Consider the following 13,071-nt stretch of genomic DNA (forward strand, 5'->3'; position numbering starts at 1 on the left):
TTCGCATGGTGACAGGCCACACCGCCGGAAGGGGAAATTTCGGGCGCGCGCGTTCGGGTGGAGCTGAAATCAGCTGGATTCTGGAAATTCGTTGTCGAGCAGGACGGCCGCCATCGCCCGTGCGAGCGTTGCCGCCTGTGGGCCCCGATCGAGCCGAGCCCCGGCGTTCGAGCCGTCGTAGAGGATGACCAGTTGCGCGGCGAGCGCCTCCGGATCCCGGGCGCCCGCGTCCCGGGCCAGGTCGACGAAGAGCGCCCGGGTCCACGCCCGGGTCGTGTCCGCCTCCTCCTGGACAACGCCGGCCGGGTCGGACTCGGCGCTGGCGTTGTAGAACGCGCACCCCCGGTAGCCCGGCCGGGCGGCGGTCTCGGCGAGCAGATCGAAGACCCCGAGCAACCGGTCGCGCGGGTTGCCGAAGCGCTCCAGGCCCGTCGTGATCCGGATCCGGCGGGCCTCGTGCCGGCGCTGAAGGTAGGCCCTGACCAGCTCGTCCTTGCTGCCGAACGTGCTGTAGAGGGACGCCTTTGCCACACCGGCCCGCTCGATCACCCGGTCGATGCCGACGACGTGCACACCCTCGGCGTAGAAGAGCTCGTCGGCGGCGTCCAGCAGGCGATCACGTGCCGACCTGCGGGGTGATGTGACTGACATGGTTTGACGATAACAGACAGGTCTGTCTAGTGTCAGGGAGTCGCTAGACAGACCTGTCTGTTCAAACGGGAGAAGCTGTGACTCTGACAGCGCAAGCCATCAGCAAGACGAAACAACCCGCCGGCTTCGCCGCGGTCGCCGCCATCCTGGTGACCTTCGCGGCGGCGGCCGCCGTGCCGTCCCCGCTGTACGTCGTTTACCAGCACCTCTGGGGCTTCTCCGCGGCGACGCTCACGGTGATCTTCGCGGTCTACGTCGCGGCCCTGATCCTCGCGCTGCTGATGCTCGGCGCGCTCTCCGACCACGTCGGCCGCCGCCCGGTGCTGGTCGGCGCGGTCGCGCTGGAAGCGGTCGCCCTGCTCCTGTTCGTCCTGGCCGGTGACGTCACCACGCTGATCGCGGCCCGGATCGTGCAGGGTGTGGCGACCGGTGCGGCGCTGAGCACGCTCGGCGCCACGCTCATCGACCTGAACCCGCGGCACGCTCCCGGCCGGGCCGGCCTGATCAGCGGCATCGCCCCGGTCGCCGGCCTCGGCGTCGGCGCGCTCGGCTCCGGTGTCCTGGTGGAGTACGCGCCCTTCCCGACCCACCTGGTGTACGGGTTGCTGCTGGCTGGGATGGTCGCCGCGGGTGTCGCCGTCGTCCTGCTTCCGGAGACGGCCGGCGGTCGTCCGGGCGTTGCCGGGTCTCTCGTACCGAAGCTCGGTGTTCCGGCCCGGCTGCGGGCCGACCTGCTGGGGCTCGTCCCGATCATCGTGGCGAGCTGGGCGCTCGGCGGGCTCTACCTGTCGCTCGGCCCCTCGGTGGCGGCCGACACGTTCGGGCTGCACGACCACCTGGTCGGTGGACTGGTGGTGACGCTGCTCTGCGGCGCCGGCGCGGTGACGTCGTTCCTGCTGCGTGCCGTGCCGACCGCGCGGGTGCTGGCGATCGCCGGCACCGGCCTGGCGGCGGGCGGGGCGACCGCGGTCGCCGGCATGGTCGCCGGAGATCTCCCGCTGGCGGTGGCCGGCACGGTCCTGTCCGGCATCGGCTTCGGCGCGGCCTCGCTCGCGTCGTTCGGCACCCTGGCCCGGATCGCCGCGCCGCACGAGCGTGGTGAGCTGATGGCGGTGGCGTTGGTGATCTCCTACGCCGCGTTCAGCCTGCCCGCTGTGGTCGCCGGCGTGGTGGCCGGACGGATCGGGCTGCACGAGACGGCGCTGTTACGGCGGGGTGGTGGCGGCCCTGGGAGCGCTGGCCCTGGCGATCCAGGCGCGCCCCCTGGTGATTCAGGTGCGCTCGAAAAAGGCATAAAGACGCGACCGCCCGGCGTGGACTCCCACCCGATGTCCGATTCACCCCACACCATATGGGGTGAATCGGACACAAGGGGCAAACATGAGAAGATTCTGGGCGGCCGCCACCACGGTCGCGCTCTGCGCCACCGGCGCCATGGTGACGGGGGCACAAGCCGGGACGATCGGCGGCGGGCGCAACGCGGCGGCGATCACCTGGGGCCCCTGCACCGAAGCCGGACTTAAGGCACAGGCTGCCGAGTGCGCGATGCTGGCCGTGCCGATGGACCACGACAAGCCGGCCGGCACCAAGATCCAGCTGGCCGTCTCCCGGATCAAGCACACCGTTCCGCAGGACAAGTACCAGGGCGTCATCCTGGTCAACCCGGGTGGGCCGGGCGGCGCCGGGCAGAGCATGGCCACGCTTGGTGCGCACGTGCCGAAGGGCGCCGGGTCCGCGTACGACTGGATCGGCTTCGACCCGCGCGGGGTCGGCGCCAGCACGCCGAAGCTGACCTGCGTCAGTGACTACGCGGGGTACAACCGTCCGGCATACGTGCCGACGACGAAGGAGATCGAGAAGGCCTGGCACGCCAAGACCACGGCGTACGCGAAGGCCTGCGCCAAGTCCGGCGGTGAGCTGCTGAACCACATGCGCACCGAGGACGCGGTACGCGACATCGACGCGATCCGGGCCGCCCTGGGCGCCGAAAAGATCAACTTCTACGGCTTCTCGTACGGCACCTACCTGGGCCAGGTCTACGCGACCAAGTTCCCGGAGCGGGTACGCCGGATGGTCCTCGACGGCGTCGTCGACCCGACCCGGGTCTGGTACGAGTCGAACCTCGACCAGGACATCGCCTTCGACAAAGCGATCAAGGTGTACTTCGCCTGGCTCGCCAAGTACGACGCGATCTATCACCTGGGCAAGACCGCGAAGGCCGTGGAGAAGCTGTACTACAAGCAACTCGCCGACCTGGCCAAGAAACCGGCCGGCGGACTGATCGGCCCGGCCGAGTTCACCGACGTCTTCCTTCAGGCCGGCTACTACGTCTTCGGCTGGGAGGCGACCGCGCAGGCGTTCTCGGCGTGGGTGACCAAGAAGGACTCGGCGGCGCTGAAGCGGCTCTACGACGAGAAGAACCCGCAGGACGCCGGCGCGGACAACAGTTACGCGATCTATCTGGCCGTCCAGTGCACCGACAACAAGTGGCCGTCCGACTGGCGCCGCTGGAAGAAGGACAACTGGCGGGTGCACAAGAAGGCGCCGTTCGAGACCTGGGGCAACGCCTGGTACAACGCGCCGTGCCGGCACTGGCCCGCGAAGGCCGGCCGCCCGGTGAAGGTGAACGGCGCGAAGTCGCCGCCGCTGCTGATGCTGAGCGAGACCCTGGACGCGGCCACGCCGTTCTCCGGCGCTCTCGAGGCACGCCGCCGGTTCCCGACGTCCGCGCTGATCGAAGGGGTCGGCGGGACCACGCACGCCGGGTCGCTCTTCGGCAACCGGTGCATCGACGACACGATCGCGGATTACCTGGCGACGGGCGCGCTCCCGAAACGGCTGAAGGCCGACCGCTCCGACAAGGAATGCGTGCCGGTCGTGCTGCCAACCCCGAACGCCGCGTTGGGAAGGACCGTGACGAAGAACTACGACCGCCTTCGTCTGCAGGAACTGATCACTCGGTGAGCTATGCTCGACCCCGCGAAGGGGAGTAGCTCCCAATGACGCGGTCGACATACTGACGCTCCGGCGTCCGGCCGCGCGGCCTTTCTCCGGAAAGGCGAGCGAGACCTTCGGCCAGGCCGTTTCATTAAGAGCGGCCGGGTCGAGGTCGCCCGTCGCCCTTCTCCCGGTCGCCAGATACCGGGAGTTTCCTGTGGATGGTTTTCTCGTCGCGCTCGGCGTCAGTTTCGCCGTGATCTTCGTGGCCGAGTTGGGCGACAAGTCGCAGCTCATGGCGATGACGTTCGCCACCCGATTCAAAACAGTGCCGGTCCTGATCGGCATCACGGTGGCGACCGCCGTCGTGCACCTCGTCTCGGTCGGCATCGGTTACGGCCTCGGTGCCGCGCTCCCGACCGGCTGGATCTCGCTGGTCGCCGGCATCGCGTTCCTCGCGTTCGGTGCGTGGACACTGCGCGGCGACAAGCTCACCGACGACGAGAAGACCAAGGCAGAACGCTCCACCGGCTCGGCGATCTGGGCCGTCGGTGGAGCGTTCTTCCTGGCCGAGCTCGGTGACAAGACCATGCTCGCCACCATCACGCTCGCCACCCAGCACGGCTGGTTCGGCGTCTGGGTCGGCTCGACGATCGGCATGGTCGCCGCTGACGCCCTGGCCATCCTGGTCGGCCGGTACCTCGGCAAGCACCTGCCGGAGAAGGTGATCAAATATGGCGCTGCCGCACTCTTCGCTATCTTCGGCATCTGGTTGATCGCCGAGGGTGTGATCGAAGTCCGTTAGGAGGGCGTCCGCGTGACCCGTTCCGTCGAGATGGCCCGGATCCAGCTGGTCCGTGGTGAGCCTGGCGCCGCCGCGGAGCTGCTGGGCCCGGTGCTCGCGTCGGAACCGGACGACGTCACCGCCCTGATATTGATGACCCACGCGCAGCTCGCGCTCAAGAAGCCCGAGCTCGCCGAGGAGGTGGCCCGGCGCGCGGTGCGCAACGCCCCGGAGTGGGCGGACGCGCTCGCCGCTCTGAGCCGGGTGCTCACCGCACTGGACCGGCACGACGAGGCGATCGCCACGGCGCGTGAGGCGGTGCTGCGCCAGCCGGACAACCCGTACCGGCACAACCGGCTGGCCTGGGCTTTCCTGGAGGAGAGCCGGCATCCGGTGGAGGCCGAGCACGCGGCGCGCGAAGCGGTCCGGCTCGGCCCGGACGAGGCCGACTTCCGGATCACGTACGCCATGGTGATGAAGCAGCTCGACCTGCGGGACCGGGCCCGTCAGGCGCTTCGCGACGCGCTGGCCCTCGACCCGGACAACGCGGTCGCCCAGCACGAGCTGGCCGCCCTCGACGTGGTGCATCACCACCCGTTCGCCCTGGGCCGCCTCGCCCGAGGCGCATCCGGCCTGGTCGGGGCATTGCGGTCGGATCCGGGACAGCAGGCGAGCCGGTTCCTGCTGGACGTCGCGCTGCGGCAGTTCCTGGTCTACACGGCGATTCTGCTGACGCTTCTCGCGTACCTGGGCTGGCGTTTCGCCTCCTCCTCGCCTGGTTCCGCGCGGGTGATCGCGGCCGCTGCGGCGCTCGCGCCGGCCGCGTACGCAGGTCTTTTTGTCGCCCGGCTCGATCCAGCACTGCGTAGTTATCTGCGCAACCTGCTCACGTCCGGCCGGCAGCGGATCGCGGTGATCGCCGCCGGCGTGGCCGTCGCGCTGCTGCTCTTCGCGATCGTGGCGCCGGCCGGCTGGCTCTCCGCGCTGCTCGGAACGGCCGCCGCCACCGGTTTCGGTGTCCGTCTGCTGACCGCTCCGGCCGATCAGCCGGGCGACGACGGCCGAGGCCTCTCCACCAACTCGCTCTGGCTCATCGTTGGCGTCTGCGCCGCGGCCACGCTTGGCCTCGCGATCACCGACGCGGCGGATCCGGCTTGGCGGCTCGCCGCCTTCCTGGCGGCGCCGGCTGCCGCCGTCGCCTGCCTGTCAGTCATCTTCCGGCGACGTCGCTCTTCATTCAGGGGTACGCACTAAGAGCCCTTTTGTCTCAGAAACGACCCGTGGCTGCCGAAGAAGACCGCGTGACCCCCAGCCGTATGTGCCCCGGAGCGACCCGATGACCGAGCTGGCCCGGACCGAGCTGGCACGGACCGAACTGGCCCGGACTGCGCTGCCCCTCGGCGTCGCGACCCCGGATGCCCCGGCGCGTGCTTTCGCCGACCCGGCCGACATGGGTGTGGCCCGTGCCGCCGCGCTCTTCGAACACATGCAGCCGGAACAGGCCGCCGCCCAGCTCGAACCGATCCTGGCTGCCCACCCCGCGTCGGTGTCCGGCTGGATCCTGATGGGCCGGGTCCGGCTGGCCCTCGATCAGATGGACACCGCACTCGACGCCGCGAACAAGGCCATCGAGCTGGCACCCGAGGATCCGCGCCCGCTCGCCATCGCAAGCCGCGCGCTCACCCTGCTCGGACGCCATGACGAGGCGCTGTCGATGGCGTACCGCGCGATCGTCGTGGAACCGAAGAACCCACTCTGGCACGACCGGGTGGCCTGGGCGCTGCTCGCCGCCGACCGGCAGACCGCCGACGCGGAGCAGGCCGCCCGTACCGCGATCAGCCTGGACCCGAACGAGGCCCACTACTACTTCACCCACGGCATGGCCCTTGCCGCGCTGGGCCATGTCGATCAGGCCCGCCAGGCGCTGGCGACCTCGCTGCGGATCGAGCCGGGCAACCCGGTCGCCAAGACCCGGCTGGACATACTCAACGGCGCTGCCGAGCCGGTCGTCGAGAAGAAGAAGCGTGGCTGGAAGCTGTTCGGCCGCAAGGACGAGTGATCTCACTAGGCTCATGCCCATGACGCAGCGATGTGCCATCTTCAGCGGCTCGGAGTACGAAGAGCGCTTCGGATACGCCCGAGCCGTCCTCGACGGCGACCGGGTGCACGTCTCCGGGACGACCGGCTTCGATTACGCCACGATGACCATCTCGGACGACGTGGCCGAGCAGACCGAGCAGTGCCTGCGCACGATCGCGTCGGCGCTGGCCGAGGCCGGCGGCTCGATCGCCGACGTGGTCCGGGTCCGCTACCTGCTGCCCTCCGGCGCCGACTTCGAGGCCTGCGCCCCGGTCCTGTCCCGCTGGTTCGGCGACGTACGCCCGGCAGCCACCATGATGGTCGTCGGCCTCCTCGACCCCCGAATGAAAATCGAGATAGAGGTAGAGGCTCACCTCTCCAGCTGACTTGCGGAATTTCCGGGTGCGGCTAAAAGGGCACATCCGATAATCCGGGTATGCGATCATGCTTGTCCACCGCACTGCTGGTCATCGTGACCGTCGCCGCGCCGGAGCCGGCCGTCGCCAGTTCCCCGGCACCTGACCAGCCGATCGAGCCGATCCCGGTGACCATCGCCCGGTACGACTTCAACGGGCTGCCCTCGTCGATCGTCGACGAGTCGGGCAACGGCCACAATCTGCGTGTGCTCTCCGTCGGCGGCGGCCAGGTACGCCCGGTCGTGCACGGCCCCGGCACCGCCCTGGCCTTCCCCGGCAAGTGCACCGGCACCGTCTGCCCGCACGTGGCCCTGCAGAGCACCATCTCGGCCGACCTGAACCCGGGAACCCGGGACATCGGGTTCGGCGCCGACGTCCTGCTCGCTCCCGGGCAGACCAGCCCCGGGCAGAACGTCCTGCAGAAGGGCTATTCGCGGGCCAACAGCCAGTACAAACTCCAGATCGACGGCACAGCCGGCCATCCCAGCTGCGTGCTGGTGGACGTGAGCCGGCCGACGATCCGGATCGCCCGCAGCGCCGTCGGCACTGCGGACGGCCGATGGCACCGGCTGCGCTGCGAACGCACCGGCGACCGGCTGGAGATCTACGTCGACGACGTCCGGCACGGCTGGACCACGGTCCCTGCGACCCTGGCGGTCAGCAACAACCGCCCGCTGACCATCGGGGCGAAGGGCGCTTACCGCGACAACGACCAGTTCAACGGCGTCCTCGACAATGTCTGGGTCAGGATCGGCTGAGCGCCTTCATGAGAGCCGCGTCCGGGGTGTCGCCGGACAGCTCCCAGGCGAACAGCCCGCCGAGACCTCGGGCCCGCGCGAAGTCCACCTTCGAGGCGATCGTTTCCGGGGTGTCGTAGGACCACCACTGCGTACCGCATCGGGCGTACGCCTGACCGCCCGCCGTTCCGGTCGGCGGGCAACGGTCCGCCAGCACGTGGTAGTCCTCGATGCCCTTGGCGTACTTGCCGGGTGCCGGGCCGGTGGCGGTGGCGCCCGGTCCGGCGGCGTCCACCCCGGTCCAGCCCCGGCCGTAGAAACCGACGCCGATCAGCAGTTTCGCCGCCGGCACACCGAGGGCGAGCAGCTCGGCGACGGTCGCCTCGGTGGTCGCGGCCGTGCGCGGGATACCTGGGTACGGAGTAAGCGCCGAATGCGCCGCCGTCCGCAGATCCTTCGACCCGGAACTGGCGCCGAAGTAGTCGTACGTCATCGCTCCGAGCCAATCGGCGTACCGTGAGGCGCTTGCGTAATCGCTGGCCCGCAGCTTTCCGACGTCGCCTGGCACCGCGGCTGTGATCAAGGCGGAGGCGCCGAGAGACGCGCGAAGCGCGGCGAGCGTAGCGGTGAGCGCGCCCGGACCACTGGTGTCGCAGACGACCCCGCACGCGTTCGGGTACTCCCAGTCGACGTCGATGCCGTCGAAGAGCCCGGCCCAGCGCGGGTCGTGAATCAGGGCGCGGCAGGACTCGGCGAATCCGGCCGGGTCGCGGGCCGCCTCGGTGAAACCGGCCGATCCGCTCCAGCCGCCGAACGACCAGAGCACCTTCAGACCCGGGTTCGTGGCCTTGAGTTTGCGCAGCTGGCCGAAGCTGCCCTTGAGCACGTCCGCCGGCGCGTCGGCGACGCCGTCCACACTGTCCGCCGCCTCGATCGGCTTGCGGTACGCCGCCCACTGGTCCCCGACCGCGCACTTGCCGCCGTCGACCTTGCCGAAGGCGTACTTCAAATGGGTGAGACGACCGACCGCGCCGCTGTCCTGAAGGTTCTTGACCCGGAATCCGCGACCGTAGACACCCCACTCGGTGAAATAGCCGGCCACGACCTGGGCACCGGGGGTGGGTGACGGCGACGGCTCTGGATCATCGGTGCAGGAGGTCAGTAAAAGGAGCAGGATAAGAAGGAACGCCGAGCGACCGCGCATCGGCCCGAACCTAGCCGCCACCTGCGGTGAGCCGCCTCTATTTCCCTCTAAAGGAGTAGGACGATCACGAACGTGTCCTTCGTGACGTCAGCGGGTCAGGAAAGCGTGGCTGTGCGATCGTCAAAGCCGTGGCACTGAGCCGGCATACCGACCCGGACCCGTACGCCCGAGGCTGGCGCGCCGAGGTGCGTGACCTGATCGCCTGGCGACGCGTCTTCAAGCGGATGCGTGCCGTGCTGCGCAGCGCGGTGACCACGTTCGTGGTGCTCACGCTCACCCTCTGGCTGATGCCCGGTGTGGCGAGCACCGACCTGCTCGACATCCTCGGCCTGGTGGTGATGGTCGCCGTGGTCGGCGCGGTGCTGCGCCCGCTGCTGCTGCTCGGCATCACCGCGCTGGGCGGCTGGGGCGCGATGCTGCTCGGCGTGGTCGCGCAGGTCGCGGTCATGGTGATCGCCCTCGAACTGGATCCGGCCGAGCAGATCAGCGGTTTCCCGACGCTTGTCGCCGCTGCGATCCTGGCGGTCGTGGTGGCTGCTCTGCTGGACTGGATGGCGGACAGCGGCAGCGACGACACGTTCGTCCGGGAAGCGCGCCGGCTGATGCGCGGCGTCCGCCGCCGAGCCGCACGCCGATCCGGCGGACCACTGATCACATTCCGCCGCCCGCGTCCCGGTGCTGAGCCGGGCCTGCTGATCGTGCAGCTGGACGGTGTCGCCGAGCCGGTGCTGCGCTGGGCGGTCCGGGCCGGCAACCTGCCCACCCTCGGTCACTGGCTGCGAACCGGCAGCCACGCGATGCGCGGCTGGCACACCGGCCTGCCGTCGACCACGCCGGCATCGCAGGCCGGCATCCTGCACGGCGCGACCCGGCAGATCCCCGGCTTCCGCTGGTTCGAGAAGGAGACCGGCAAGCTGATGGTCTCCAACCGCCCGCGCGACGCGGCGATCATCGAGAAACGACTCAGCGACGGCCGGGGACTGCTCCGCGACGGCGGGGTGAGCATCAGCAACGCGTTCAGCGGCGACGCGGCGACGAACCTGCTGACGGTCAGCCACGCGGCGCTGCCCGGCCGTTCCGCCCGGGGATGGGCCGCGTTCATGGCCTCCCCGTACGGCTTCACCCGCGCGCTCGTGCTCGGTGTTGCCGAGGTCTTCACCGAGCTGCACCAGGCCCGCTTGCAGCGGCGACGCAACCTTCAGCCCCGGGTCAGCCGGTCCGGCGCGTTCCTCGCCCTGCGGCCGGCGTCAATGCTGCTGCGCGACGTGAACGTCTCCCTGATGGCCGAACAGATGGCCCGCGGTGTGCCGGCCATCTACTGCGACCTGGTCGATTACGACGAGGTGGCGCACCACGCCGGCCCGGCCCGCCCGGAGTCGATGCGCCAGCTGGAGAGCCTGGACCGGATGCTCGGGGTGCTGGAACGCCTTGCACCGGAGGCGGCCCGCCGCTATCACCTGGTGGTCCTCTCCGACCACGGCCAGAGCCAGGGCGCCACGTTCCGCCAGCGGTACGGCGAGACGCTTGACGAAGTGGTCGACCGGCTGGCCGGGGCCGATCAGGCGACCGGCCCGCAGATGCCGGCCGAGGAGGAGGGCAAGGTCGAGCCGGAAAACACTCCGCCGCCGTCCGCGCCGCTGCTCGTGGTCTCCTCCGGCAACCTGTCGCTGATCTACCTGACCCGGTTCCCGCACCGGCTCAACCGGGCGGCGGTCGATCACGCGTACCCACGGCTGGTCGACGGGCTGGCAGCGCACCCGGGCGTCGGCCTGGTGGTGGCGCAGACCGACGAGGGACCCGTCGCGTACGGCACGGACGGCTCGCACCGGCTGCGCGACGGCATGATCACCGGCGCCGATCCGCTCCTGCCGTACGGTCCGGCGGCCTGCCACGACCTGCTGCGGCACCAAAGTTCGGTGCACATCGGCGACCTCGTGGTGATCAGCTCGGTGGACCCGGTCACGCACGAGGTGGCGGCGTTCGAGGAGCTGGTCGGCTCGCACGGCGGCCTCGGCGGCTGGCAGACCGACGCGGTGCTGGTGCACCCGTCCGGCTGGCCGATCGCCCGTGAGCTGGACGGGCCGGACGCGATTCACCAGCAGCTCGTCGAATGGCTGGAGATGCTGGGCCTGCGAAAAGAGACCCTATATGCCGAGGATCTCGATCCGGCGGGAACGGCGCGACTTTCCCCCAGCCGAGATGGTTAGAGCAATGTGCGTTTCCTTGCTGCTCTGTTCCTCGCGTTGACTCCGGCACCACCACCTGCCGACATCACCCGGCCGGCACCCACTTTCAACGGCACGGTTCACGCGGTCGCGTACCGGGGTGACACGGTCTATGTCGGGGGGTCGTTCACGAAGGCGACGTGGGAGGGGCGCACCTATCCACGGCAGCGGCTGGCGGCTTTCGATTCGCGTACCGGAAAGCTGATGAAATGGGCGCCGGACGCCGACGGCGCTGTTCGCGCACTCGCCACCACCACCGATGGGGTGTTCGCCGCCGGTGACTTCCACCGGGTCGCCGGGGTCAAACGGGACGCGATCGCCCACTTCAGCGGGGTCAGCGGCACCCTCGCGCCGTTCAGCCACGAGGTCGACGGCACTCCGTACACGCTTGCCGCCGGCAACGGTCGCCTCTATCTCGGCGGCAGCTTCTCCTCGGTCGACGGCAAGCCGCGCCGGAACCTCGCGGCGTTCGATCTGAAGACCGGCCGGATCGACACGCGCTGGGCGGCGAAGGCCGACGACCGGGTGCACACCCTCGCCGTGAGCGGCCAGCAGGTTTTCCTCGGCGGGGCGTTCCACAAGATCAACGATGTGAGCAGCACGCTGCGGCTGGCCGCGGTCAGTAGCAGCAACGGAAGTCTTGACCGGTATTTCCGGCCGAAGGTGACCGCCGAGGTGAACGCGCTCGCGGTGGACAGCGGCGGGGTCTTCGTGGCCACCGGCGGGCAGGGTGGGCGGGCGGTCGCGTACCGCCTCGACGGCTCATTGCGCTGGCAGCGGGTCTTCGACGGCGACGCCGTGGCGATCACCAGGCACAAGGGTGTGACCTATGTCGGCGGGCATTTCGACAAGGTCTGCCTCACCCCGCGTAACGGGCCGCGCGGCACCTGCCTGGACGGCGCCGAACCGCGGATCAAGCTCGCCGCGATCACCGGATCGGGCCGCCTGACCGACTGGGCGCCGCAGGCGAACGGCGTCATCGGGGTGCGTGTCCTCGGCGTCGACAGCCGGGCGGAAGCCATCGACGCGGGTGGCGACTTCACCACGGTGGGCGGATCGCCCAGACCGCATTTCGCCCGATTTTCCAGTGAAGCTACTGAAACCGGCGGGCGACCAGCTCACTGATCTTCCAGTACCGCGCGGGCGCGATCCGGGCCAGCCAATCACCGGCCCGCGCCTCCCGGGTGATCACCAGACGTGGCCGGCGGGACTGGATGGCCGCCACGATCTGCCGGGCGGCCTCCTCCGGCGGCATGGTGAGCGCCGCCTCCGCGAACCGGCGGGCCTGCGCTGCCTGCTCGCCGTCCGGGTCCAGGCCGCTGACCCGGGCGTTCGCCGCGATCCGGGTGCGGATCCCGCCGGGATGCACCACGGTCACCCCGACGCCGCGCGGTTCCAGCTCGTGCCGGAGTGCCTCGGTGAAGCCGCGTACCGCGTACTTGCTTGTCGCGTACGCCACCTGCCCCGGCGGCGCGAGCAGCCCGAACAGGCTTGAGACATTGACGATGTGCGAACCCGGCCGCTCCAGCAACTGCGGCAGGAAAGCCTTGGTCGTCCGGATCACCGCATGCAGGTTGATCTCCAGGAGCCACTCCACGTCGTCCAGGCTGTTCTGCTCGAACGTCCCGGTCAGCGTCACCCCCGCGTTGTTGATCAAGAGATCGGCGCGGCCAAGGCGGCCCAAGACCGCCGCGGCCAGGTCCCGCCGGTCACCACCATCACTCAGATCAATTTCGTACGTCGAAACGTCCGCTGCTCCGAGCTCGCCGGCGAGTTCCGCGACCCGCCGCAAACCTTGGGCATCCCGATCGACGAGTGCCAGGGCCGCCCGCCGTCTCGCCAGTTCGAGCGCCAGCGCCCCGCCGATCCCGCCGGCCGCCCCGGTGATCACGCAGGTACGCCCCGCGAAGGTGAACCGCTGCATGTCGATGCTCTTTCGTCAGCTCTGATATCCGGCGCCTAACGACCGCACAGGATCCGCATAGCCCGGCTCGTCAGTCTTTCTCCCGGTAGCGCCGCACACAACCGAGGAGCTCCG

Annotated in this window: 12 protein-coding genes; 9 read left to right on the plus strand and 3 right to left on the minus strand. The window is 69.8% G+C overall.

Going from position 1 to position 13,071, the window contains the following annotated elements; all coding sequences use genetic code 11:
• Positions 1-69: 69 nt before the first annotated feature.
• The gene (locus ACQP2E_RS01970; protein ID WP_433828180.1) at positions 70-651 is read right to left on the minus strand and encodes a TetR/AcrR family transcriptional regulator; all 582 of its coding nucleotides are present in this window, start codon (positions 649-651) and stop codon (positions 70-72) included.
• 77 nt (positions 652-728) lie between these two features.
• On the opposite strand from ACQP2E_RS01970, the gene ACQP2E_RS01975 reads away from it, so the two are divergent.
• The 7 genes from ACQP2E_RS01975 to ACQP2E_RS02005 all read left to right on the plus strand — a co-directional run bounded on the left by ACQP2E_RS01975 (position 729) and on the right by ACQP2E_RS02005 (position 7,625).
• Positions 729-2,174: an MFS transporter gene (locus ACQP2E_RS01975; protein ID WP_433828181.1), complete on the plus strand. Its 1,446-nt coding sequence runs from the start codon at positions 729-731 to the stop codon at positions 2,172-2,174.
• A 37-nt stretch (positions 2,175-2,211) separates the two neighbouring features.
• Entirely contained in the window at positions 2,212-3,615 is a 1,404-nt protein-coding gene (locus ACQP2E_RS01980) for an alpha/beta hydrolase (protein ID WP_433833730.1), read from the plus strand.
• A 190-nt stretch (positions 3,616-3,805) separates the two neighbouring features.
• Positions 3,806-4,393, plus strand: coding sequence for a TMEM165/GDT1 family protein (locus ACQP2E_RS01985; protein ID WP_433828182.1), 588 nt, complete (start codon positions 3,806-3,808; stop codon positions 4,391-4,393).
• A 12-nt stretch (positions 4,394-4,405) separates the two neighbouring features.
• Positions 4,406-5,626 (plus strand): tetratricopeptide repeat protein, encoded by a 1,221-nt coding sequence (locus tag ACQP2E_RS01990; RefSeq protein WP_433828183.1) that lies wholly within the window; start codon positions 4,406-4,408, stop codon positions 5,624-5,626.
• Between the two features lie 82 nt (positions 5,627-5,708).
• Entirely contained in the window at positions 5,709-6,431 is a 723-nt protein-coding gene (locus ACQP2E_RS01995; protein WP_433828184.1) for a tetratricopeptide repeat protein, read from the plus strand.
• Between the two features lie 19 nt (positions 6,432-6,450).
• Positions 6,451-6,837 carry a RidA family protein gene (locus ACQP2E_RS02000; RefSeq protein ID WP_433828185.1) on the plus strand — a complete coding sequence of 129 codons (387 nt, stop codon included), beginning with the start codon at positions 6,451-6,453 and terminating at the stop codon, positions 6,835-6,837.
• Positions 6,838-6,887: 50 nt separating this feature from the next.
• Positions 6,888-7,625, plus strand: coding sequence for a LamG domain-containing protein (locus ACQP2E_RS02005; protein ID WP_433828186.1), 738 nt, complete (start codon positions 6,888-6,890; stop codon positions 7,623-7,625).
• Here ACQP2E_RS02005 and ACQP2E_RS02010 read toward each other — a convergent pair.
• Positions 7,612-8,808 carry a glycoside hydrolase family 18 protein gene (locus tag ACQP2E_RS02010; RefSeq protein WP_433828187.1) on the minus strand — a complete coding sequence of 399 codons (1,197 nt, stop codon included), beginning with the start codon at positions 8,806-8,808 and terminating at the stop codon, positions 7,612-7,614. The two genes, ACQP2E_RS02005 and ACQP2E_RS02010, sit on opposite strands and share 14 nt — an antisense overlap.
• Positions 8,809-8,936: 128 nt before the next feature.
• On the opposite strand from ACQP2E_RS02010, the gene ACQP2E_RS02015 reads away from it, so the two are divergent.
• Together ACQP2E_RS02015 and ACQP2E_RS02020 are read left to right on the plus strand one after the other, a co-directional pair.
• On the plus strand, positions 8,937-11,015 hold the full coding sequence (locus tag ACQP2E_RS02015; RefSeq protein ID WP_433828188.1) for an alkaline phosphatase family protein: 2,079 nt from the start codon (positions 8,937-8,939) through the stop codon (positions 11,013-11,015).
• A 6-nt stretch (positions 11,016-11,021) separates the two neighbouring features.
• Complete coding sequence (locus ACQP2E_RS02020) at positions 11,022-12,158, plus strand: hypothetical protein (RefSeq protein WP_433828189.1); 1,137 nt, start codon at positions 11,022-11,024, stop codon at positions 12,156-12,158.
• Here ACQP2E_RS02020 and ACQP2E_RS02025 read toward each other — a convergent pair.
• On the minus strand, positions 12,127-12,957 hold the full coding sequence (locus tag ACQP2E_RS02025; protein ID WP_433828190.1) for an SDR family NAD(P)-dependent oxidoreductase: 831 nt from the start codon (positions 12,955-12,957) through the stop codon (positions 12,127-12,129). The two genes, ACQP2E_RS02020 and ACQP2E_RS02025, sit on opposite strands and share 32 nt — an antisense overlap.
• Positions 12,958-13,071 lie beyond the last annotated feature (114 nt).

Source organism: Actinoplanes sp. CA-015351 (assembly GCF_050955685.1).
Lineage (GTDB): Bacteria > Actinomycetota > Actinomycetes > Mycobacteriales > Micromonosporaceae > Actinoplanes.

Bases quoted from the DNA above. Each gene is read 5' to 3' on its own strand.
- ACQP2E_RS02010 (WP_433828187.1), bottom strand. From the start codon at position 8,808: ATGCGCGGTCGCTCGGCGTTCCTTCTTATCCTGCTCCTTTTACTGACC.
- ACQP2E_RS02005 (WP_433828186.1), top strand. From the start codon at position 6,888: ATGCGATCATGCTTGTCCACCGCACTGCTGGTCATCGTGACCGTCGCC.
- ACQP2E_RS01995 (WP_433828184.1), top strand. From the start codon at position 5,709: ATGACCGAGCTGGCCCGGACCGAGCTGGCACGGACCGAACTGGCCCGG.
- ACQP2E_RS01970 (WP_433828180.1), bottom strand. From the start codon at position 651: ATGTCAGTCACATCACCCCGCAGGTCGGCACGTGATCGCCTGCTGGAC.
- ACQP2E_RS02000 (WP_433828185.1), top strand. From the start codon at position 6,451: ATGACGCAGCGATGTGCCATCTTCAGCGGCTCGGAGTACGAAGAGCGC.
- ACQP2E_RS01980 (WP_433833730.1), top strand. From the start codon at position 2,212: ATGGACCACGACAAGCCGGCCGGCACCAAGATCCAGCTGGCCGTCTCC.
- ACQP2E_RS02025 (WP_433828190.1), bottom strand. From the start codon at position 12,957: ATGCAGCGGTTCACCTTCGCGGGGCGTACCTGCGTGATCACCGGGGCG.